Origin of the sequence: Georgenia daeguensis (genome assembly GCF_039537705.1) — a bacterium.
Taxonomy (GTDB): Bacteria; Actinomycetota; Actinomycetes; order Actinomycetales; family Actinomycetaceae; genus Georgenia; species Georgenia daeguensis.
The window spans coordinates 107,843-129,653 of the sequence record NZ_BAABBA010000013.1; the positions used below are offsets into that span (position 1 = coordinate 107,843).

The 21,811-nt window shown below is 70.7% G+C and carries 20 protein-coding genes; 6 read left to right on the plus strand and 14 right to left on the minus strand.

Going from position 1 to position 21,811, the window contains the following annotated elements:
• Positions 1 to 14 precede the first annotated feature (14 nt).
• From ABD774_RS13725 to ABD774_RS13745, 5 genes are all read right to left on the minus strand, one after another.
• On the minus strand, positions 15 to 704 hold the full coding sequence (locus tag ABD774_RS13725; protein ID WP_345042204.1) for an ABC transporter ATP-binding protein: 690 nt from the start codon (positions 702 to 704) through the stop codon (positions 15 to 17).
• On the minus strand, positions 704 to 2,443 hold the full coding sequence (locus ABD774_RS13730) for a branched-chain amino acid ABC transporter ATP-binding protein/permease (RefSeq protein WP_345042206.1): 1,740 nt from the start codon (positions 2,441 to 2,443) through the stop codon (positions 704 to 706). The genes ABD774_RS13725 and ABD774_RS13730 overlap by 1 nt, the downstream gene beginning before the upstream one ends.
• On the minus strand, positions 2,440 to 3,678 hold the full coding sequence (locus ABD774_RS13735; RefSeq protein ID WP_345042208.1) for an ABC transporter substrate-binding protein: 1,239 nt from the start codon (positions 3,676 to 3,678) through the stop codon (positions 2,440 to 2,442). The genes ABD774_RS13730 and ABD774_RS13735 overlap by 4 nt, the downstream gene beginning before the upstream one ends.
• Positions 3,627 to 4,529 (minus strand): branched-chain amino acid ABC transporter permease, encoded by a 903-nt coding sequence (locus ABD774_RS13740; RefSeq protein ID WP_345042210.1) that lies wholly within the window; start codon positions 4,527 to 4,529, stop codon positions 3,627 to 3,629. Before ABD774_RS13740 ends, ABD774_RS13735 begins: the two co-directional genes overlap by 52 nt.
• Before the next feature lie 125 nt (positions 4,530 to 4,654).
• Complete coding sequence (locus ABD774_RS13745) at positions 4,655 to 5,227, minus strand: TetR/AcrR family transcriptional regulator (RefSeq protein WP_345042212.1); 573 nt, start codon at positions 5,225 to 5,227, stop codon at positions 4,655 to 4,657.
• Positions 5,228 to 5,474: 247 nt separating this feature from the next.
• On the opposite strand from ABD774_RS13745, the gene ABD774_RS13750 reads away from it, so the two are divergent.
• On the plus strand, positions 5,475 to 6,254 hold the full coding sequence (locus ABD774_RS13750; RefSeq protein ID WP_345042214.1) for a hypothetical protein: 780 nt from the start codon (positions 5,475 to 5,477) through the stop codon (positions 6,252 to 6,254).
• Between the two features lie 3 nt (positions 6,255 to 6,257).
• Here ABD774_RS13750 and ABD774_RS13755 read toward each other — a convergent pair whose 3' ends face one another.
• Complete coding sequence (locus ABD774_RS13755; protein ID WP_345042216.1) at positions 6,258 to 7,463, minus strand: winged helix DNA-binding domain-containing protein; 1,206 nt, start codon at positions 7,461 to 7,463, stop codon at positions 6,258 to 6,260.
• A 150-nt stretch (positions 7,464 to 7,613) separates the two neighbouring features.
• Between ABD774_RS13755 and ABD774_RS13760 the strand changes: the two genes are divergently transcribed.
• Positions 7,614 to 8,741 carry an NAD(P)/FAD-dependent oxidoreductase gene (locus ABD774_RS13760; protein WP_345042218.1) on the plus strand — a complete coding sequence of 376 codons (1,128 nt, stop codon included), beginning with the start codon at positions 7,614 to 7,616 and terminating at the stop codon, positions 8,739 to 8,741.
• 125 nt (positions 8,742 to 8,866) lie between these two features.
• Positions 8,867 to 9,385 carry a pyridoxamine 5'-phosphate oxidase family protein gene (locus ABD774_RS13765; RefSeq protein WP_345042220.1) on the plus strand — a complete coding sequence of 173 codons (519 nt, stop codon included), beginning with the start codon at positions 8,867 to 8,869 and terminating at the stop codon, positions 9,383 to 9,385.
• A gap of 7 nt (positions 9,386 to 9,392) precedes the next feature.
• Here the strand turns inward: ABD774_RS13765 and ABD774_RS13770 are convergent, their stop codons facing one another.
• From ABD774_RS13770 to ABD774_RS13800, 7 genes are all read right to left on the minus strand, one after another.
• Positions 9,393 to 10,865 (minus strand): GH1 family beta-glucosidase, encoded by a 1,473-nt coding sequence (locus ABD774_RS13770; protein ID WP_345042222.1) that lies wholly within the window; start codon positions 10,863 to 10,865, stop codon positions 9,393 to 9,395.
• Positions 10,862 to 13,213 (minus strand): alpha-xylosidase, encoded by a 2,352-nt coding sequence (gene yicI / locus ABD774_RS13775; protein WP_345042224.1) that lies wholly within the window; start codon positions 13,211 to 13,213, stop codon positions 10,862 to 10,864. Before yicI ends, ABD774_RS13770 begins: the two co-directional genes overlap by 4 nt.
• A complete protein-coding gene (locus tag ABD774_RS13780) occupies positions 13,214 to 14,119 on the minus strand; it encodes a carbohydrate ABC transporter permease (protein ID WP_345042227.1) in 906 nt (301 codons plus the stop codon).
• Positions 14,119 to 15,096, minus strand: coding sequence for a carbohydrate ABC transporter permease (locus ABD774_RS13785; protein WP_345042229.1), 978 nt, complete (start codon positions 15,094 to 15,096; stop codon positions 14,119 to 14,121). Before ABD774_RS13785 ends, ABD774_RS13780 begins: the two co-directional genes overlap by 1 nt.
• 73 nt (positions 15,097 to 15,169) lie before the next feature.
• Positions 15,170 to 16,474, minus strand: coding sequence for an ABC transporter substrate-binding protein (locus tag ABD774_RS13790; RefSeq protein WP_345042231.1), 1,305 nt, complete (start codon positions 16,472 to 16,474; stop codon positions 15,170 to 15,172).
• A 152-nt stretch (positions 16,475 to 16,626) separates the two neighbouring features.
• Positions 16,627 to 17,631, minus strand: a complete 1,005-nt coding sequence (locus tag ABD774_RS13795) for a LacI family DNA-binding transcriptional regulator (RefSeq protein ID WP_345042233.1) — start codon at positions 17,629 to 17,631, stop codon at positions 16,627 to 16,629.
• A gap of 156 nt (positions 17,632 to 17,787) precedes the next feature.
• A complete protein-coding gene (locus tag ABD774_RS13800; RefSeq protein ID WP_345042236.1) occupies positions 17,788 to 18,135 on the minus strand; it encodes an iron chaperone in 348 nt (115 codons plus the stop codon).
• Between the two features lie 76 nt (positions 18,136 to 18,211).
• On the opposite strand from ABD774_RS13800, the gene ABD774_RS13805 reads away from it, so the two are divergent.
• From ABD774_RS13805 to ABD774_RS13815, 3 genes are all read left to right on the plus strand, one after another.
• Positions 18,212 to 18,706, plus strand: a complete 495-nt coding sequence (locus ABD774_RS13805) for an SRPBCC family protein (protein ID WP_345042238.1) — start codon at positions 18,212 to 18,214, stop codon at positions 18,704 to 18,706.
• 83 nt (positions 18,707 to 18,789) lie between these two features.
• Complete coding sequence (locus ABD774_RS13810) at positions 18,790 to 19,266, plus strand: mycothiol transferase (protein ID WP_345042241.1); 477 nt, start codon at positions 18,790 to 18,792, stop codon at positions 19,264 to 19,266.
• 123 nt (positions 19,267 to 19,389) lie between these two features.
• Positions 19,390 to 20,394 carry a hypothetical protein gene (locus tag ABD774_RS13815; RefSeq protein ID WP_345042243.1) on the plus strand — a complete coding sequence of 335 codons (1,005 nt, stop codon included), beginning with the start codon at positions 19,390 to 19,392 and terminating at the stop codon, positions 20,392 to 20,394.
• A gap of 268 nt (positions 20,395 to 20,662) precedes the next feature.
• On the opposite strand, the gene ABD774_RS13820 is transcribed toward ABD774_RS13815, so the two are convergent.
• The gene (locus tag ABD774_RS13820; RefSeq protein ID WP_345042245.1) at positions 20,663 to 21,205 is read right to left on the minus strand and encodes a hypothetical protein; all 543 of its coding nucleotides are present in this window, start codon (positions 21,203 to 21,205) and stop codon (positions 20,663 to 20,665) included.
• Positions 21,206 to 21,811: the final 606 nt, after the last annotated feature.

Sequence of the window (21,811 nt, forward strand, 5' to 3'; positions counted from 1 at the left end):
TTTCTTCGGGTGGACTAGCCGACGACGAGAAGGTTCGTCAGAGGCTCTGGGTTGACTCGGAGACGGGGGACTTCCTCGTCGAAGACGACACGGCCCTTGACCATGCCGATGATTCGGTCGGCGTAGGCGAGCGGGAGCTGGGGGCCCTGCTCCACGAGCAGGACGCTCACCCCCGTGTCGGCGATCCTGCGGAGAGCCTCCAGTGCCGCCTTCGCGAGGGAGGGCTGCAGGCCCTGGGAGAACTCGTCGACGACGATGAGTCGCTCGCCGGCGAGCATCGCCCGGGCGAGGCCGAGCTGTTGCTTCTGCCCTCCGGAGAGCACCCCCGCCAGCTGCCGGGATCGATCCCGGAGCAGGGGGAAGAGTGCGAAGACGTCGACGGGCGGGGTGTAGCTCCGCCGCTGCGCCAGGCGCAGGTTCTCCTCGATGGAGAGGCTCGGGAAGACGCCGCGATGGTCCGGCATGAAGGAGAGCCCGTGCTGGGCGAGCCGCTCGGGACGTTCCAGCGGCAAGGGGGTTCCGTCCATGGTCAGCCGGCCGGCGAAAACGTCGCAGAGCCCGAACATGCTCCGCAGCAGCGTGGTCTTTCCCATGCCGTTGCGGCCCAGCAGGGCCACCACCTCCCCGGCCGGGATCTCCAGATCCACGTCGTCGACGATCCGGGTCTTTCCGTACCCGGCCGTCATGTTCTCGAGCTTCAGCATCAGACCGCTCCTATGTAGGCGGCGCGCACCTCGTCGTGGCTGGCCACCTCGTCCATGTCACCGCTGACCAGGACCCGGCCCTCGGCCAGGACGACCACCCGGTCGCCTAGTTGGCGGACGATGTCCATGTCGTGCTCGACGACGACGAGGGTGCAGCCGAGATCCTTGTTGATGGCCCGGAGCGTCCCCGCCAGCCGGACGGAGTCCTCGTGCGAGAGCCCGGCGGCCGGTTCGTCCAGCAGCACGATCTCGGGACCCCACGCGATCGTCAGGGCGAGCTCGAGGGCTCGCTGGTCGGCGAGCGAGAGATCGCTGGCCGGTGTGTCGTCGACGTCGGCGAAGCGAGCGAGCTCCGGCGGGAGGGACACGGACTGGTACGCCTCCGCCTGGGCGAGTGCCAGGTTCTGCGCCGGGGTGAGTTCGGGGTAGACGCTGGGCGTCTGGAAGAGTCGGCCGAGCCCGAGAGCGGCGCGGTGGTGGGGATGCCAGCTGGCGACGTCCTGACCCTTGAGGTGGATCTGGCCGCTCGTGGGCCGGAGGTCGCCCGCGACGAGGTTGAGCAGGGTGGTCTTGCCCGCGCCGTTGGGACCGATGAGGCACACCACCTCGCCCTGCCGGATCTGAAGATCCACGCCCCGGATGACCGGCGTAGCGTCGAAGCTCTTCGTCAGGTCCCGGACGTCGATCGCCACGTCGGCCGCATCGGCGCCGGGCCGGTCCGTCGCCGGGAGCCGGGTCCCCGGGGCGTCCGGCCGGTCCGCCGGCGGCTGGACCACCGCTCCCTGCGACGCGGTCTCGGACACGGGCCGGCGCAGCCTCGCCGTCACCAGACCCACGAGCCCGCCCGGCGCGAACCGGACGACGAGCACGAAGATGATCCCGATGACGAACAGGTACCAGCTGCCGATCGCGGCACCGAGGTACTCCTGCCCGATCGTCACCAGAGCCGCACCGAGGAACGCTCCGAGGATGGAGCCCCGGCCGCCGACGGCCAGGAAGACGAGCACCTGGGTCGACATGACGACGCCTGCGATACCGGGCGAGACGAGGCCGACGATGGGCGCGGCGACCACACCGGCCAGCGCCGCCACGGTGGCGCTGAGCACGAAGGCCTGGATCTTGACCCGACGGGGGTCGATGCCGAGGTGTTCGGAGCGCGGCTCGTTGATCCGCACGGCGAGCAGCCGCCGCCCGAAGCGTCCACGCAGGAGGTGGGCCCACACGACGGCGACCGTCAGGGCGACGACCACCGCGGTGCGGTAGTACGTGCTGACGATCCCGCCGGACCCGACGAACAGGCCGTTGGAGCCGTTGGTCAGACTGAGCAGCGACCGTGCGGCCTGCTCGGCGAGGAGCGTCAGGGCGAGCGTCAGGACCGCCATCGTCGACGGCGACGTGCCGCGGCGCAGGCCCGCCAGGCCGACGGCGAGCGCGAGGACCGCAGCCAGCGCGAGGGTGACCGGGACCGCGAGCAGGAGCGGTACCCCACGCTCGGTCCCGATGGCGACGCCGTAGGCTCCCACGCCGAAGAACGCGGCGTGCCCGATGCTGATCACGCCGGCGCGACCCCACGCGAGGTCCAGGCCGAACGCGAACAGCCCGTAGGCCAGCGAGAGTGTCAGCAGCGAGAGCGGGTACGAGGTCAGGACGAACGGGGCGGCGGCGAGCGCGACGACGGCCCCGGCCAGGCCTATGCCGTGACGTCGCTGGATCCGCGCGACACGAGATGAACGGTTCATGAGCAGGCGGGGTTGGGCGGAAGGGTGTCCAGCGCTCCGAGCTCCTCGACCGGGGCGTAGGCGCCGCCGGGCTGGATCTCGAAGAGGTACATGTCGGTGACGAAGTAGTGGTCCTCGGTGAACCGGCCGTTCCCGAAGACGCCGTCCTCGACGGTGGTCCCGGCGAGCGCCTCGGCCACCGCGTCCGCCTCGGTGGTGCCCGCCTCCTCGACGGCGCGGGCGATCGCCTGGACGCCCTCGTAGGCGTTCGCGGCGACCGAGGGGATCGGGTCCTGGAAGTCGTAGGTCTCCCGGTACTTCTCCACGAAGTCGGCGTTCGCCTCGCCCTCCAGCTGGTCGGAGTACCGACCGCTGAGAACCATGCCCTCCGTCTTGGTGGTGAGGCTCGGGTAGAACTCCTGGATCAGGCTGATCCCGCTGAAGCCGGTGTCGTCCAGGAGGCCGGCCTGGTCGGCCTGAGTGACAAGGGTGACCGCGTCTCCGCCCACGACGGCCGACAGGATCCAGTCGGGCGAGGCGCCGTCGATCTTCCGCAGCACGGGCTGCCAGTCCGTCGTGCCGAGCGGGGAGTACTCCTCGACGACGACCGATCCACCCGCCTCCTCGATCATGGCGCGCGCCTTGGCGTTGTAGTTGCGCGGGAACACGTAGTCGTTGCCGACGAGGGCGACGTTCGTGCCGTACTCCTCCAGCATCCGCGGCACGATGCCCTCGAGCATGCTCTGGTCCGGCTCTCCGAACGAGAAGAAGTAGTCGCCGCAGAACGGGGCGTCGCCCATGATGGCGGTGGCGAAGGGCACCTTGGCCTCCGCGGAGACCTCGGCGACGGCGCCGGCCGTGTCGCCGGGGATCGTGCCGAAGAGAATGTCGACCTGGTCCTGGTTGATGAGTCTCTGCGCGAGCTGGGTGGACTTCGAGACGTTCGCCTCGTCGTCGACCATGACGAACTCGACGGGCTGGCCGAGCACCCCTCCCGCGTCGTTGATCCTCTCCACACCGAGCTCGAACCCGCGCTGGAGAGCGGTGCCCTCCGGGACCACGGGTCCGGTGACCGGCGCGATGAGGCCGATCTTGAGGCCGCCCCCGGACGACTCCTCTGAGCTCTCGCTGACGGCACCGCCGCACGCGGCGAGGAGCAGCGTGCTCGCACCGACGACGACGGCGAGCGGAGTGCGGGCGGACCTCATGCCGCGCCCGACTGTGCGGCCACGGATGCTGAAGACTTGCTGAGCCATTGCGGTTTCCTCCAGGTCAGCCCGTTCGGACGGGCGGCGATGAGCACGATGAGCAGGGCGAAGAGAACGAACTGTGCGGCGGTCTCGGAGAGATAGGTCCGCAGAACCGTGCTGAGGACGGCGACGATGAAGGCGCCCACGATGGATCCGGGAAGCGATCCGGGACGCCCCAGCAGCACGGCGAAGAAGGCCGGCGCTAAGAACGAGGCGCCCACGTTGGGGGTGACTCCGAGCATCGGGCTCTGGACGGCACCGGCCAGGACCGCGATGGCAGTGCCGACGGCGAATCCGGCGGTCATCATGAACGCGGGCGGGATCCCGAGCAGGGCCGCCATCTCCCTGTTGTCCACGGTCGCCCGGATGTTGAGGCCGAAGCTCGTCCGGTAGATCACGAACAGCGAGACGGCGACGACGCCGAGGCACACCGCGGTCGCCACCAGCCGGTAGGTGGGGTAGCTGACGCCGAGGAGGTCGACGGTGCCGCCGATCGGGGCGGCCACCGATGCGGGTGTGGAGCCGAAGATCGCGTCGGCGCCCTGACGCAGGACGATCGCCACTCCCCACATCGCCAGGAGCGTGGCGAGGAAGCCCCGGGCGTACAGCTTGGCCAGCACCAGTCGTTCGGTCAGCACGCCGAGTACGAGGCCGACGCCCACGGCGACGGCGACCCGCAGCAGGAACGGGACGGCGTCGAGGGCGTACATGGTGAAGGCGCCCACCATGACGAACTCGCCGTGCGCGACGTTCACGACACCGAGCTGGCCGAAGATGATGCCCAGGCTGAGAGCGAGGAGGGCGTAGAACCCGAAAAGGGAGACGACAGCGAGAGAGAGGGAGACCACGGTGTCCATCACGAGCTCCTCTGAAGGAGCGCCAGGACCCGGGTGACATGAGACACGTCGACGGGCATGGCCGGGATGCTGTCACCGGCCAGGGACGTCGCAGTGGCAAGTGAGACGTCATGCCCGACGGGTTCTCACTTCCAGTGGCGCGAGACCGCCTTGGCTGCGAAGTCGGCCACGTCAACCTTGTCGGTGCAGAGGCCGCCGGCGAGCATCGCCAGCATGGAGACGCGACGCTGGGGATCGCGGATCACCCCCGCCATGTCGATCGCGTCGCGGGGATCGGCGGTGCGCCGGATGTACCCGGCCGACTGGGCCGCTACCCACGACGTCGCGAAGTCGGGCTCGAACGCGGCCCGGATGTGCAGCACCGGCGTGGTCCCCACCTCGATACCGGCCCCTCGGATGAACCGGCTGTCGCGGGTGGTCATTCGCGAGTAGGTCTCGAGGATCCTCAGGACGTGGTCGACGGGTTCCTCGTCCGGGTGGCGTTCGTGTGCGAGCTCGGCCATGCGGGACCACCGAAGGATCGACACCTCGTCGATCAGCGCCTGCTTGCCGTCGAAGTGCCGGTAGAGCGTGGCGAGGCTGACCCCCGCGGCGTTGGCGATGTCACGAACGCTGACGTCGGACGAGCCGGCCCACCCGACGACGTCACGGGTGGCGCGGACGAGTCGTACGCGGTTCTCTTGCGCGTCGCTGCGCATCTGGGTACCTGCCTCAGATCACGTGTGCTGACCCCTGTACCGAGGACGCCATACCGTACTGGGCGACGGGACCGGTAGTCACCACTACAGGAGCATTCAAAATCAGAAAATTGCTGACCGTTTTTCCGTCCGCACTTTTCCCGTAGACCCTCGCCGCGGCCACGGTGGCCAAATCGCTGACACGGCGGCCCGCCACCGCCATCCTGTCGCCCAGGGAGGGGGTGTCCGCGCCGAACCGGAGGCACGCATGGCGCTCGTGAAGGACAGATCCGCCGGCCCCGGCCGGGAGGGCACCCGCCCGGCGGCGCTGGCGTTCTGGCGCACGCTGGCCGCGGGAGCGGTCGGCGGCGGGCTGGTCGGGCTGCTCGTGGGCGGCGTGCTGGGCCGGCTGCTCATGCGCCTGCTGGCGGTGACCTCGCCGGAGTCGGCGCAGGGACGGCTGACCGACGACATCCAGCCGGTGGGGCAGATCTCCCTGGGCGGCACGCTCCAGCTCCTCGTCACCACCGTCGCGCTCGGCGCGATCGCGGGACTGGTATACCTGTGGGTCCGGCGGGTGCTGCCGCCGTCCGGGCGGGGCCGGCGCGGGCTCTTCGCGCTGTTCGTCGGCACCGTCGGCGGGGCGTTCCTCGTCCACGACCACTCGTCGTTCGACTACTCGGTGCTGCAGCCGGAGTGGCTCGCCGTCGTCTCCTTCGTCACCGTCCCGACCCTCTTCGGGCTGCTCGCCCCGTCGGTCGTGGACCGGCTGGAGGACGGGTGGGCCCGTCGCGCCCCGGCGTGGCTGGTGCTCGGACTGGGCGCCGTCGCGCTGAACCTTGCCCTCGTCGTCGTCGCGCTGCCCGTCGTGATCGCCTTCGGCCTCAGCCGGTCCGAGACGGCCGTGCGCTTCTGGCGCAGCCACGCGGTCACGGTGGCGGGCCGGGTGCTGTTCGTGCTCATGGTCGCGTGGGGCCTGTACGGCATCACCGCGGACGTCGTCTCCATCGCGACGGACGTCCCGTCGCGGGCGCCGTTCACCCCCTGAGGCTCACGCGCCAGCAGCGCCGCCCCGCAGCTTCGCGCGGAGGCCGTAGAGCACCGGCGGCGGCCACCGGTCGCCCGGGCGGGCGCCGTCCAGCCAGTCGGTGAGCCGCTCCGCCTCGCGCTCCAGCGCCCGGGCACCGTCGCGGCCGACGTCCTCGAGCAGGTGCACCCGCACACGGGCGCCGTCGAACTGGTGCCACGCGCCGACGATGCGGCCGTCCCACCAGGCCGTGGTCCCACCGTTGCCGCCGGGGTCAAAGAGCTCGGCACGGTGCGGGCCGAGGTACCAGTCCCGCTCGTGCCATCCCATCGTCGTCGCGTCCAGCGTGGGCAGCAGCGCCGCCCAGGGCTCGACCGGCTCCTCGGGGCCGACGTCGTCGGGCAGCACGTACCCCCGGCCACCGCCCTCGAGCGCGACCTCCTCCGCCTCGACCGCACGCAACGCGGCCCGGACGTGGGGCACGGTGTCGCCCAGCCACCATCTCAGGTCCTGTTCGGTGCCGGGCCCGAAGGCCCGCAGCCACCGGCGCACCAGGTGCTCACGCGCGACGTCCGGCTCCATCTCCGGCAGCGGCCCGCCGAGCCAGCGCACCATCGAGGTCCATCGCGGCCGCGACACCAGCCAGCCGCCGTCGTTGTGGCCCCGCACGATCACCCCGCGTGCCGAGAGCACCGCGAGGATGCGCTGCCCCACCGCGGTGCCGCCGACCCGGTGACCTCTCACCTCGTATGGGGTGGTCACCCCCAGCGCGGGCACCGCGTCGCGCAGCTGCGGCAAGGTCAGCTCGGTCCCGTCCGCCAGGCGATCGACGACGGCGGACGCGGCCTCCCGGAACCACGGGACGCCGTCGGGCGCCACACCCGCCCGCTCGAGGTCGCGGACCAGGAGGCGTTCCTCGGCCGCGGCCACCCGGGCGCCCGGCCCGTGCACCGCTGCCGGGAGCGTCTCGCGCGGGACGACGAACAGCGTGCCGCGCATCGTCAGCTGCTTGACGAGGGTTCGGTCCGCGTACAGGGCGCGGTCGACGTCCTGCCGGGTCAGGCCGTCCACGCGGGCCCACGCCGAGAGGTACACGGTCGAGTGGTCGGTGCCGTGGAGGGCGACCATCGCGTCCGTCGCCGCGACGGCGTCCGGCAGCCGGTGACCGGGCGCGAGCCCGTGCCGGCGGGCGATCCGGGCGCGCCGCTCCGCGGTCGTGATCGTGCGCACGGGGCGATCCTCCTCCCCGATGCGGTCGGAAGGCCGGTCTCCGCGACCGTCAGCTGTAGGCGGGCGGATCGGGGCGCGGCCGCGGTGGCCGGAAGACCAGTTGCCGAGGGGCGCTACCGCACCACGCAGAGTCAGGAGCATGCTGGCACCGTGAGGAAGCGCGTGGTGATCCTGGGCGCCGGCTTCGGCGGTCTCGAGCTCAGCACCCTGCTGTCGGAGCGGCTGGCCGACGCGGTCGACGTGACGCTTCTGGACCGGAGCGACTCCTTCACCTTCGGGTTCTCCAAGCTCGACATCCTGTTCGGGAACCTGACGAGCGACGAGGCGCGCCTTCCCTACCGGGAGCTCGCCATGCCCGGTGTGGAGTTCCGGCAGGAGACGGTGGTCTCGATCGACCCGGCGCAGCGCCGGGTGGTCACCGACGCCGCGACGTACGACGCCGACTACCTGGTGGTCGCCCTCGGTGCGGACTACGACCAGGCCGCCACCCCCGGCTTCGTCGAGGGCGGGTTCGAGTACTACTCGATCGCGGGCGCGGAGCGCTTCAGGGACGCGCTGCCCTCCTTCGACGGCGGCCGGATCCTGCTCGCCGTGCTGTCGATCCCCTTCAAGTGCCCGCCCGCGCCGTACGAGGGGATCCTGCTGCTGCACGACTACCTGGTGGCTCGCGGCATCCGGGAGGTGAGCCAGATGCACCTGATCACCCCGCAACCGGCTCCCATCCCGGTCTCGGCCGAGGCGTCCGCAGCGGTGGAGAGGACGATGGCCGACCGTGGCATCCGGTACACCAAGCGACACCGGGTGTACGGGATCGACCCGGCGACGAGGGTCGCGCACCTGAAGGACCACGACGAGCCGTTCGACCTGTTCATCGGGATTCCCGTCCACAAGGTGCCGGACGTCCTCACGGACGCAGGCCTGACCGAGAACGGGTGGGTGCGGGTCGACCCGTACACCCTGCGCACGCCGTTCCCGGGCGTGTTCGCCATCGGCGACTGCGCCGAGACCGGGATCCCCAAGGCAGGGGTGTTCGCCGAGTCAGCGGCCCGGGCGGTGGCCGAGGCGATCACCGCGGAGGTCCGCGGGGGCGAGGCGCCGCCGTTCGACGGCGCGGGGCTGTGCTTCGTGGAGTTCGGGGGCGGCGAGGTCGGCCGCGTCGATGTGAGGTTCCGTGCCAAGGGCGGACCGTCCGCCCCGCTCCTGGGACCCGCGACGAGATACGCCGAGGAGAAGGCGGACTTCGGCTCGGTCCGCCGGACTCGCTGGTTCGGCCGCTAGCAGGGGCGGTCCGTGGCGCAGGCGATCTCGCCCCACGGTGTCGAGATGGCGGCGCCGGCTCCGTCCCCGGGGCGAGCAGGCATGAGGGCCGCGACCGGCGGCCGTCCGACGAAGGAGAGCTGACTGTGGAGCCGAACAAGATCGCCGAGATCCTGAACCACCCGACCAGCCAGGAGCTGCTGGCCCGCGACGTGACCCGGCTGGCCTACGTCGCCGGGGACGGCACCCCGCGCGTCGTGCCGATCGGCTTCACCTGGAACGGTGCGGAGATCGTCATGTGCACGACTCCCAACGCCCCGAAGCTCGAAGCCCTGCGGCGCAACCCGGCGGTGGCCCTGACCATCGACACCGAGGTGCACCCGCCGAAGATCCTCCTGATCCGCGGCCGGGCGGAGCTGGACCTCGTCGAGGGCATCCCGGAGGAGTACCTCCAGATGAACGGCACCTACGAGATGACGCCCGAGCAACGGGTTCACTGGGAGGCCGAGGTCCGCTCGCTCTACGAGGCCATGGTGCGGATCGTCGTGACTCCGACCTGGGTCAAGCTCATCGACTTCGAGACGACCCTCCCGAGCGCCGTCGAGGAGCTGGTCAGGCGGCGCGAGGAACGACGGCGGACGGGCTCGCCGCGCCCGGCCGGCTGACACCTCGCTACCGGGCGTGGAGCGGCTCCGCGGGGATCCGGCTGGTGCGGGCGAGCTCGGCGAACCAGCGCGCGCTGTCCTTGGGGATCCGCTCCAGGGTGTCGTAGTCGACGCGGACGATGCCGAACCGCCTGGAGTAGCCGTAGCCCCACTCGAAGTTGTCGAGCAGCGACCAGACGAGGTAGCCGCGCAGGTCCACCCCGCGCTCGAGCGCGCGGTGGCAGGCGGTGAGGTGGCGGCGCAGGTAGTCGATCCGGTCGTCGTCGTGGACGGCGACGCCGGTCGGCCGGGTCGGGTCCTCGACCACCTCGTCGTCGAACGCGGCACCGTTCTCGGTGACCATGAGGGGCAGGGAGGGATAGCGCCGGGAGACCGAGACGAGCAGCTCCTCCAGCCCGGCGGGCTCGATGTTCCACCCCATCGCCGTGTACGGGCCCGGCATCCGGAGGAACTCCACCCGGTCGGCGCCCGGCCACGGGGAGCCGCCGGCGTCCTTGTGACCGTCGTCCGTCTGCCGCGGGGACACCCCGTCCCACAGGCGCACGCCGGTGGTGGAGTAGTAGTTGACCCCCAGCACGTCGAGCGGCTGGCAGATCGTCCGCGCGTCACCGTCGCGCACGAAGGACCAGTCGGTCACCGAGGCGGTGTCGGCCAGCACGTCCGCGGGGTAGCTGCCCTCCAGCATGGGTTGCAGGAAGACCCGGTTGGCCAGGCCGTCCGTCTGACGCACCGCCTCCTCCGCGCCGTCGCCGAAGCCCCGGAACACGTGCAGGTTGAGCGTGACGGAGTACTCGGTCTGCGCCGTCACCACGCTCCGCAGCGCCTGCAGGCCCAGCCCGTGGGCGAGGTTGAGGTGGTGGACGGCGGCGAGCGCCGACGCCGGCTCCGTGCGGCCGGGCGCGTGCGCGCCGGACCCGTAGCCGAGGTAGGCGGAGCACCACGGCTCGTTGAGCGTGGTCCAGGTGGCCACCCGGTCCCCGAGCGCCGCGCCGACGATCGCGGCGTAGTCGCCGAACGCCTCGGACGTGGCCCGGTTCGTCCAGCCGCCCGCGTCCTCGAGCGCCTGCGGGAGGTCCCAGTGGTACAGCGTGGCGATCGGGCGGATGCCGCGCACGAGCAGGCCGTCGACGAGCCGGGAGTAGAAGTCCAGGCCGGCCTGGTTCGCCGGTCCCGTGCCGGTGGGCTGGATGCGCGGCCAGGCGATCGAGAACCGGTAGGCGTGCAGGCCGAGGTCGGCCATGAGGTCGAGGTCCTCGTCGAGGCGGTGGTAATGGTCGTCCGCCACGTCCCCGGTGTCGCCGTTCCACACCCTGCCGGGGGTGTGGCTGAAGGTGTCCCAGATGCTCGGGCCGCGCCCGTCCTCCCGGGCCGCGCCCTCGATCTGGTACGAGGCCGTGGCCGAGCCGAGCACGAAGTTGTCGGGAAACCTCAGGCCCGTGCCGCGGTAGTCGTCGCCCGGAGCCAGGTCGAAGGCGCTCATGCCCGCACCTCCGCCGTGCCGGCGGAAGCCTCGACGGTCTCGCCGCCGGCGAGCCGGGCCCGGAACGGCACCGCCGGGGAGGCGGTGACCGTGGCTCCGCCGTCGGACCGGACGACGGCGAAGGTCGTGACCTCTCCGGTTTCGGGGTGGGTGACGGCGACGGTGCGGTCCGCGGTGCCGAGGTAGACCGTGACCAGCGGGTTCTCCGCGTAGTCGTAGTCCGGCCGGTCGGCGCCGGGCCCGGTGACGAGCACGGCGTCCTCGCGCACCCACAGCGGCAGGGAGGAGAAGTCGTGCCGCTCGGTGCGCCATCCGCCGCCGGCGGTCTCCCCGGTCAGCAGGTTCGTCCACGTCCCGGCGGGCAGGTAGTAGGTGACGTCGCCCGCGGCGGAGAACACCGGCGCGACGAGCAGGTCGCGGCCGAGCAGGTACTGCCGGTCGAGGTACTCCACGGCCGGGTCGCCGGGGAACTCCAGCGCCATGGCCCGCATGACGGGGACGCCCCGCTCGTGGGCCTCCACGCCGGCCTGGTAGAGGTAGGGCATCAGCTCGAGCTTGAGCCTGGTGAACCGACGGGTCACCGAGACGGCGTCCTGGCCGTCGGCCTCGCGCGCGGAGTCGTCGTCGAACGCCCACGGCACGCGGTAGTTCTGCGAGCCGTGCAGGCGCGAGTGGCTGGACATGAGCCCGAAAGCGACCCAGCGCTTGAACACCGCCGGGTCCGGGGTGCCCTCGAAGCCCCCGATGTCGTGGCTCCAGAAGGAGAACCCGCTCAGCGTGAGCGAGAGCCCGCCGCGCAGCGACTCGGCCATGGACTCGAAGCTGGAGGAGTTGTCCCCGCCCCAGTGCACCGGCAGCCGGTGCCCGCCCACGGTGGCCGAGCGGGCGAAGACGACGGCGTCGCCCGTGCCGCGGACCTCCTCGAGCACCTCGAAGACGGCCTCGTTGTAGAGCTGGGTGTACCAGTTGTGCATGGCGCCCGGGTCGGAGCCGTCGTGCCAGACGACGTCGGTGGGCACGCGCTCGCCGAAGTCGGTCTTGATCGTGTCGACGCCCTGGGCCAGGAGGGTGCGGACCTTGCCCTGGTACCAGGCGCGCGCGGCCGGGTTGGTGAAGTCCACCAGGCCCATGCCCGCCTGCCACCTGTCCCACTGCCAGACGCTGCCGTCGGGGCGGCGCACGAGGTAGCCGGCGGCGGCGGCCTCGTCGAACAGGGCGCCGCGCTGGGCGATGTAGGGGTTGAGCCAGGCGCTGACCTTCAGGCCGCGCTCGTGGAGGCGGGCGAGCATGCCCTCCGGGTCGGGGAAGACCCGCGGGTCCCACTCGAAGTCTGTCCAGGAGAAGTCCCGCATCCAGAACGTGTCGAAGTGGAAGACGCTGAGCGGCAGGTCGCGCTCGGCCATGCCGTCGATGAACCGGTTGACCGTGGCCTCGTCGTAGTCGGTGGTGAACGACGTCGAGAGCCACAGCCCGTAGGACCACGCCGGGACCTTGGCGGGCCGGCCCGTCAGGGCCGTGTACCGCTCGACGACCTGCGCGGGGGTGGGGCCGTAGATGACCAGGTACTCCAGCGCCTCGCCGGGCACGGAGAACTGCACCTGCTCGACGGCCTCGCTTCCCACCTCGAAGGAGACGTGCTCCGGGTGGTTGACCAGCACGCCGTAGCCGCGGTTGGTGAGGTAGAACGGCACGTTCTTGTAGGCCTGCTCGCTGGAGGTGCCGCCGTCGGCGTTCCAGATGTCGACGCTCTGGCCGTTCTTGACCAGCGGGCCGAAGCGCTCGCCGAGGCCGTAGACGAGCTCGCCGACGCCGAGGGAGAGCTGGTTGTGGAGGTAGGACGACGACGGCGCGCGGCCCGTCGTCGTCACTCCGGCCACGCCGGCCGGGTCGGCGGCGACGGGAGCGTCGGGGGAGAGGGTGACGTAGCCGATCGACTTGTGGCCGGAGCGGGTCAGCACCGCGCCGCCGGCCTCGAACGTCAGGTCCCACGGGTCGCCGGGGGAGACCCGGGCCCGCAGCGGCCCGCTCTCGAGCGTCCCGCCGGCCGGGCCCGCGGCGGCGACGCCGTGGCCCGGCTCCGCGCCCAGGAGGTCGAAGCCCGCGGTGGTGCGCGCGCCGCGGTGGTGCTCGATGCGGACCTTCACCACCCCCTCGAGCGGGCTGGACAGGGTCACGGTCAGCAGGGCGCGGTTGAGGGTGTCGCCGCGGCCGGTGATGACCCGGGTCGGGGCCAGGACCACCAGGCGCCCGCCGTCGGCGTCGTCCCTGGCCTCGATGTCGTAGGCCTCGGCCGCGTACTGGGCGTCGACGCCGGGCCGCGTGTGCCAGAACCCGTCGGTGAACTTCATTTACTTCACGGCTCCTGCGGTGATGCCCCGGGTGAGGGTGCGTTGGAAGATGAGGAAGAAGATGAGCGTGGGGATGAGCCCGAGCAGCGCGGAGGCGCTCGTGGTGGTGACGTCCATGAGCCGGTCGCCCTGGAGGACCGTGATGGCCACGGGCACCGTCTGGGTGGCGTTGGAGACGAGGAACGTCAACGGGATGAGGAACTCGTTCCAGGTCCAGATGAAGAAGAAGATCAGCAGCACCGCGAGCGTGGGCCGCGAGATGGGGTAGACGACGCGCCACAGGATGGTGCGGCGGCTGGCGCCGTCGAGGGAGGCCGCCTCGAGGAGCTCCTTGGGGAAGGTGCCGAAGACCGACGCGAGCAGGTAGGTGCCGAACGCGCTCTGGATGACGGTGAAGATGATGATGACCGACCAGACGTTGTCGTAGAGCCCGACCTCCTTGAACATGAAGTACAGGGGGTAGAGCAGCACCTCCTGCGGGAGCATGTTGGCCAGGAGGATCAGCACCACGATCCAGGTGCGTCCCTTGACCCGTCCGATGCCCAGGGCGAAGGCGTTCAAGACGGAGAGGGCGACGGCGAGGACGGCGACCATGCCGGAGATGAAGAAGCTGTTCCACAGCTTCTCCGGGAAGTTCACCCGCTCCCAGAACGCGACGAGGCCGTCGGTGTAGAGGCTGGTGGGCAGGCTCAGCGGTCCGGAGGCGTTGTAGTCGGCCGGGGACTTGAACGAGTTGACGAGGATCATCAGGAACGGCACGGCGATGACCAGCCCGAACAGCACGGCGAGGGCGAGGATCACCCAGTCGCCGGCCGAGCGCCGGGTGCGATGACCGCGCACCTTGCCCGGCGCCGCCGGCCGGGCCGTGGTGGTCGGGGCGTCGAGGGTTTCCGTGGTGGTGGCCATCAGCGCTGCTCCTCCCGGCGCTCGAGCCGGGTCTGCACGACGATGAAGGCGACGGCGACGACGGCGATGACGGCGGTGAGGGCGGTGGCGATGGTGGCGCCGTACCCGACCCGCTGGGACTGGAAGAACTCGGAGTAGGCGTAGTAGGCCGGGACGATCGTGGAGGTGCCGGGGCCGCCGCCGGTGAGGGCGTAGACCGGGCCGAAGACCTTCAGGGCGGCGATGGTGCAGGTGAGGACGACCACGAAGATCTCTGGGCGGATGATGCCCACCGTGATGGCGCGGAAGCGCTGGAACCAGTTGGCGCCGTCGAGCTCGGCGGCCTCGTAGAGCTCGGGGTCGACCCGCTGCAGGGCCGCCATGAAGATGACCACCGGGTAGCCGATCTGCACCCAGACGAGCACCACCATGATCGAGACGAGCGCGGTGTCCGGGCTGCCGAGCCAGTTGCGCTGCAGCGCGTCGAGGCCGACGGCGTCGAGCACCTGGTTCAGGGCGCCGTTCTCCGGGCGCAGGATCCAGCCGATGACGATCGCGGCGATCACGGTGGGCAGGATCTGCGGGAGGTAGTAGGTGGCCCGCAGGAAGCTGGCCACCCGCCCGCCGAACTTGCGGCCCACCAGGTCGAAGAGCATGGCGGCCAGCACGAGCCCGAGCAGGGTCGGGACGACCACCATGGCCAGCACCATCGCGAGGGAGTTCTGGAAGGACGTCCAGAACACCTCGTCGGCGAAGAGCCGCGACCAGTTCTCCAGGCCGATCCACTCCGGCGGCTTGATCCCGCGGTAGGAGGTGAAGGTCAGGTACACGTTCCACGCCAGCGGAACGAGAATGATGAGGGTGAGCAGGACCAGGCCCGGGACCAGGTAGATCCAGTAGCTGTTCCGGCTCAGTCCCGGGATCAGGCCGTTGCGGCCGGGCCGCTTCTTCGGCGTGGCCGGGCTCGCCGGCACGACCGGCGCCGTGGCGCTCGCCATGGGGGTCTCCTCGCGTGGCGGTCGGGTGGGAGGGGGTGCCGCGGGCGGGGCGGCCGCCCGCGGCAGTCGGGCGTCAGCCCGTGATGTCGGCGACGCCGGCCTCGTACTGCTGGCCGAGCTGCTCCTGCACCTCGGCGGGAGACTGGGTGCCGTTGAGGAGCTCCTGCAGACCGGCGTTGAGCTCGTCGTAGAACGTCGGGGTCGGCCAGTCGGGGTAGAAGGCGATGCCGTCCCGCTCGTTGAGGGTGTTGAAGTTCTCGATGAGCTGCGCGGACTTCTCGTCGGTGATGTCGGCCGGGTCGGCCGCGACGGGGACGCCGCCGTTGTTGCCGATCAGCGCCTGGATCTCGGGGCGCATGGTGACGTCGATGAACTCCTGCGCAAGGTCCGCGTTCTGGGCCCGCTCGGGGATCACCCACATGTTGCCCGCGGAGCCGGGGGACATCTCGGCGCCCGGGAAGAGGAAGGTGCCGAACTCGAAGTCGGTGATCTCGGTGGTGAAGCGGTTGTGCCACCAGGAGCCGGAGAAGAAGATCGGGTACTCCCCGCCGATGAAGGCGGTGCCGGCGTCCTCCGCCTTCAGGCCGGTGGCGTTGGTGGAGATGTAGCCCTTGTCCGTCCAGTCCTTGACGGTCTCGGTGGCGAAGGTGATCTCCTCGCCACTGAAGTCCACCTCGTCGGTGTACAGCTGGTAGGCGTCGACGAAGTCGCGGTCCGCCTTCGTCAGCGCCAGCTGGTACCAGAGCTGGCCGAGGGGGTACTCCGCGGCCGCCTCGGCCAGCGGGGTGACGCCCTGGTCGGCGAAGGCCGCGAGGGCCGCCTCGAACTCCTCCAGGGTGGTCGGGACCTCGAGCCCGGCCTCCTCGAACATGTCGACGTTGTAGTAGACCTCGACGAACTCGCCGTAGTTGGGCACGCCGTACCAGCTGCCCGAGCCCATGACGCCGTTCTCGTCGTAACGGGCCGTGGTCTGCAGGGCCGGGGCGAGCTGGTCGTCCCAGCCGTACTCCTCGACGGCGTCGTCCAGCGGGCTGAGCAGCCCCTGGCTGGCGAGCAGGCCGGCGGTGGCGTTGCCCTTGTTGTACTCGAGGATGTCCGGCGCCTCGTCGGAGTTGAGCACCTGGCTGGCGGTGGAGCGGATCTGCTCGAAGCTCTTGGCCTCGAGCTCCACGGTGGCGCCGGTCTCCTCCTCGAAGACGCGGATCGCCTCCTCCCAGGCGATGCCCATGGCCGAGGTCTCGGACTCGAAGTGCCACTGGCGGAGGACGTCGCCGCCGCCTCCCTCGGCCTCGGCCTCGCCCGAGGACCCGCACCCGGCGAGCACCAGGGCGCTCGCCGCGAGGGCGGCCGCGCCGATCGTCGTCGTCCTGCGGTTCATGTTCCTACCTCCTCGTAGGCCCGCGGTGCGTCCGCGGGGGATGGGGGTCGTGATGTGGTGGTCTGCTGAGCGGGGTACTGCTGGGCGATACTTCGTCGAAGCGTTTCGATAAGTGGCGCGGAGAAGTCCTTCCTCGGTGGTGCGGGGGTGGCCTAGCGGGGGGTGACGGAGCCGTGGTCGACGTACGTGGGCGCCAGCAGCTCGACGCGCGGCTCGACCGGCTCGGACAGCTGCGCGATGGCGAGCTCGACGGCGCGCTCGGAGCTCGCCCCGGGGACGAGCGGGATGACGTCGAGCGGCGGGTCGAAGGTGGAGGTGTCGAAGGTGGACCCGGCGGAGATGACCGAGAGGTCGCCGGGGACCGTGAGGCCGCGCTCCGCCACGTACGTCAGGGCCTCCCGCTGGGTCTGCTCCTCGCCGTGCATGACGAGCCCCGTGAGGTCGCCGTCGGGCCCGAGCAGGGTGGTGACGGCGGCGCGCACCTGGGCGGGGTCGTGCTCGCCGGTGGCGAAGCGGGCCTCGAGGCCGCGGTGGGCGGCGTGCTCGAGGAAGGCGTCCCGGAAGCGGGGCGGGAAGTTCGAGCCGCGCTCGTACACCGAGGCCGGGTGGCCGAGGAGGCCGACGGTGAGGTGCCCGGCGTCGGCGAGCCGGTCGACGGCGAGGCGGGCGGCCGCCTCGAAGTCGAGGTCCACGCAGACCAGGCCGTCGGTGTTGTCCGGCACGCCGATGAGCACGGCGGGGAGGTCGAGGGAGCGGACCAGGTCGGCCCGCTCGTCGTCGCGGAGCACGTCGAGGACGATCACGCCGTCGACGAGCCGGCTCGAGGTGACCCGCCGGAGGCCGGCGTCGGCCTCCTCCTGGGTGAGGAGGAGGACGTCGTAGTCGTAGCGGCGCGCGGCGGTCGCGACGGCCAGGACGAACGCCATGTGGGCCGGGGTGTAGGTGTCGGGCCGGAGGGGCTCGGTCACGGCGAGGATGTACGTCCGCCGTCCGGCGAGCATGCGGGCACCGGCGTTGGGGCGGTAGTCGAGCTCGCGCACGGCGTCCTCGATGCGGCGGCGCGTGGACTCGGCGATCGCCCGCTTGCCGCTGAGCGCGTACGAGACGGTGCTGATGGAGACGCCGGCCGCACTGGCCACGTCCTTGATGGTCGCCATCGATCCTCCGTCCACGCTGCTCCGAGGAACTGTCTAAACGCTTCGACTGCGAAGCTGGACGGGACACTACGGCACGCTGCTGCCCGTGCGCAAGCGTTTCCCGGAAGCGTTTCGATGGAGGTTCCGAGGCGCGGCAGGTCGACCGCGGCGGGGCGGCTAGCTCCCGGTGATCTCCGCCAGCCGGGCGCGAAGGAGACGCTCGATGACGTCGTCGGGAAGCGGGTGCTCCGCGGTGAAGCGCACGGTGCCCTTGGACAGCGACCAGCCCTCGAGGTCGTCCCGCACGGCGTCGATCGCGGCGGGGGAGAACGGGAAGAGCGAGAGGTGCTTTGCCGCGGCGACGACGCTGACGTACGGCTTGCCGGCCACCCGCAGGGCGGGCATCCCGTAGCTGATGCCGTCCTCGGCGTCGGGCGCGAGCCGTCGGGCGATGTCGATGACGTGCTGGAGGGCCTCGCGCGACGGCGAGGGGACCCCGGCGATGGCCTCGTCGACGGTGCTCATGCGTCCATGGTGGTGCAGAGGGCAGGCGGCCGGGCAGAGTTGAGCCGTCCGGCCGGTGCCGAGCTCGGAGGCGATCATGGCGAGAGGTCAGCGGTCAGCGCGGCGAGGGCCGGGTGGCGCGGTCAGCGCCAAGGTCGAGGTCGCGGCACCCGCCGCGGCCGTGTGGGAGGTGCTCGCCGACCCCACCCGGTGGCCGGAGCGGACGCCCTCGATGACCTCGGTCGAGCTGCTCGACGGCGGACCTCTCGGGCCGGACGCGCGGGTGCGGATCAGCCAGCCGAGGCTGCCGGTCATGGTGTGGCGGGTGGTGGCCTGGCGGCCGGGGGAGTCATTCGTGTGGGCGGCGTCCTCGCCCGGGGTGCGGACCGTCGCGACGCACACGGTGGTGCCCGTGGGGGAACGGCACAGCCGCCTGCTGCTCGGCGTCTTCCACCACGGTCCGCTCGCCCCGCTCGCGCGGCTGCTCACCGGGCGGCTCACGTGCCGCTACATCGGGATGGAAGCGGCGGGGCACAAGGCCGCCGCGGAAGCCGTGGCGAACCCCGGGACCGGGACGCCGCGACCGCGCTGAGGCGACCGAGAAAAGGCAAAGAGCGCGGCGCGGCCGCCGTGGCAGGAGGCGGTTCCTACCGCCGAGACTCAGAGGAGACGCCCGTGGGGGAGAGCGACGACATCCTTCTCCGGTACTGCCTGCAGAAGTTCGACGAGCTGACGCAGCTGGTCGTCGACCTGGGCGACGAGCTGGCCAACCTGCGCCCCGACGTCGAGGGCGCGAACTCGCCGGTCGCCATCCTGGTCCACTGCTGCGGCATGATGCGGAACTGGTCCAGCACCGTGAACCTGGGCGTCCCGATTCCACGCCATCGCGACGCGGAGTTCCGGGCACGGACGACCGTCGCCGAGGTGGCGAGCCTCGCGCGAACGACCCGGTCGGCGTTCGAGGGTGACGTGCGCCAGACCGTGCTGGACAGTGCGCCGGTGGCCGTCCCGCCTGGGCGAGAGGAGTTCTGGACCGGCACGTGCCGCGGCGTCCTGCTCCACGTGTTCGAGGAGCTGTGCCAGCACCTCGGCCAGGCGGAGATCACTCGGGACTTGCTGAGCGCCGGCCAGCCCGCTGCCCCTGGGAGTTGACCCAGGCGGGCGTAGCATGGCGCGCGCAGGTGAGCCGACAGGTCAGGCTTCGGCGCTTGTCCTCCGGCCCCTGCCACGACGGGTCGCCCGGTCCGCCCGGACGGCCGAGGGCGGTGGTCCCCGATGAGGGATGTGGCCATAGATCTGCTGCACGTCGGTCGCTTCACACCCGTGGCGCCCTACCAGCGTTTCGCCTATCTGTGCAGCGGTCTGCTCATCGCCAGTGCTGCCTTCCACGCCGCCGTCTTCCTCGTGGACGGCGGGCCGTGGGTGGGTCCGATCTCCTGGCGCAAACCCATCGTGTTCGGGCTCTCCTTCGGCATCACGTTGGCGACGCTCACCTGGATCACGACCTTCCTGCGACCACGGAAGGCCGTCGGCTGGGCCGTCCTCGGGACGTACTCGCTGGCGTCCGTGGGCGAGGTCGCCCTGATCTCCATGCAGAGGTGGCGCGGAGTCCCCTCCCACTTCAACGAGAGCACCGCGTTCGACGGACTCGTCTTCTCGATGATGGGATCGCTCGTCACGCTGATCGGCATCCTGACCGTGCTCATCACGGTGCGGTCCTTCTTCCGTGTGGATGCCCCTCGCCCTCTCGCGCGGGCCATCCGGCTGGGCTTGGTCCTGATGCTCGTCAGCCAGGCGGTCGGCGTTCAGATGATCGCGGAGGGCGGCAACACGTTTGGCGCCGCAGGCGCCCTCAAGGTGCCGCACGCCGTCGCCCTGCACGCGGCCCAGGTCCTCCCGGCGCTGGCACTCGTGCTCCTGGCGTCCCGCGCCAGCGAACGTCACGTGCTTCGGGTGCTTGCCGTGGGGACGACCGGCTACGTCGGCCTTGTCGCCTCAGTCATGGCCCAGACGTACAGCGGCCGGGCGGCGCTCGACCTCGCCGTCGTCCCTGCCGCGCTGGCACTCCTCGGCTTCGGGCTCTTGGTCGGGAGCGGGGCCGTTGCGATGTTCAACCTTGCCGCGAGCCGTTCGCCGACGAGTCCGAACACGTTCGGCGGGCCGTCCGGAGCTGCGCCGCTCGGACGGGCGTATGAGAAGAGCGCCGACCTGGTAGTTGCGCGCCCCGCCGCCCGTGACGAGTGGCGAGGCGCCGTGCTGCCTGACTGCTGTCAAGGCTGACCGCTCTCACGCGGCCCCGGCGGCGGAGACGGACCCTGCGGCGGCCGGACTGGCGAGGCTCTCAGCTCCGCGAGCGGTGAGGACAGCGAGGGCGAGGAACGCCACGATCGGCGAGGACGGGCGCACGCTTATCCTGCGGCGCCGCAACGGCGAGATATATATCGCCGCTCCACTTGGCTCCGTCGAGTTGCGACCTGAGATTCGGGCGCCGAAGAGCGAGGGGTGACCTCTACGCACCCGCGGCCGACGGTTCCCGTGCGGTGAGGTGTCAGCCGCAGGTGTCGCAGACGCCGGTCGCGGGTAGTTGCATGAAGCACGTCGGACATGGGGCGGACTCCCGGCTCTCGGAGCCTGTCGGACCTCCACCGCTGCCGCGGGTGTACCCAGGAAGCTCGGTGACCTTGTAGTCGTGCCAGATCGAGTACTTGTTGATGTACGTGGTGAGCTGGTCTGGTCCACCGAGCGCCACGTACTGACGTGAGGCCGGTATCCACACGAGGCCGTGCCTGATGTCGTTATCTGCGATGAAGTCACGTACCAGGGCGCGGTTCTGGACAGGGACTGGCAGTGCTTCCATCCCGCGCTCCAGCGTGTCGTAGTAGGTGCGCCCACGCTGCTCGAGTTCGGGACGACACGACTCGCACAGGGCACGCCCTGCGGCAGACTCCGGGGTCGCCGCCAATAGAGCTGACGTCGTGGACAGGTGGGGGCACGCCTCGATGTGCAGTTTTGCACCGGGCTTGCCAGTGTGGACCAGCGGCGTGCCGGAAGCTTTGGACAGTTGAAACCAGGTCGCGACGTCGTCGGCCATGAATCGCCTCCAGAGGCGCCCCGGAGAATCGAGGAAAGGTCGTGGTGGTCGTAGAAGTACAAGGATTCAAGACGACGGATAGTTAGGGCCACCTTCGACGGGTGGCACGCAGTCCGCTTCTGAGATCCCGGAGCGTTTCCATGCTAATGGGTCACTGGTTCCCACGTCCCGGGAAGCGCTCCGTCAAGAAGGCGTAGATCCTCCGCCATTCTAGGATTCCGTCGTAAAACGGTCGCGGATCGGGGGCACCAGCCTTGGCGTCCTCGGCCGAGACAGATGTCCCGTCATGATCACGGAAGGCTTGGTAGTGGTGCAGCAGCATCTTGTGCCGCCGGAACCTGCCTGAACTTGTCTGCAGAGCCACGTGAGAGCGCAGGGCGTCCCCCTGAAACCAACGAACGGTGCAACGATTCCCGTCCGGTTGATCGAAGGCCGCCAGTAGCATCAACCTCAAAATTGGACCGGCAACAGCTGGAGGACGGGTCTGCTGCACGGATAGGTGACATCTGATCTGTGGTGCCGCAGGGTGCCACTGGAAGGATGTGCACCGTGCCTAAGCCATACCCCAAGGAGTTCCGCGACGACGTCGTGCGGGTCGCGCGGAAT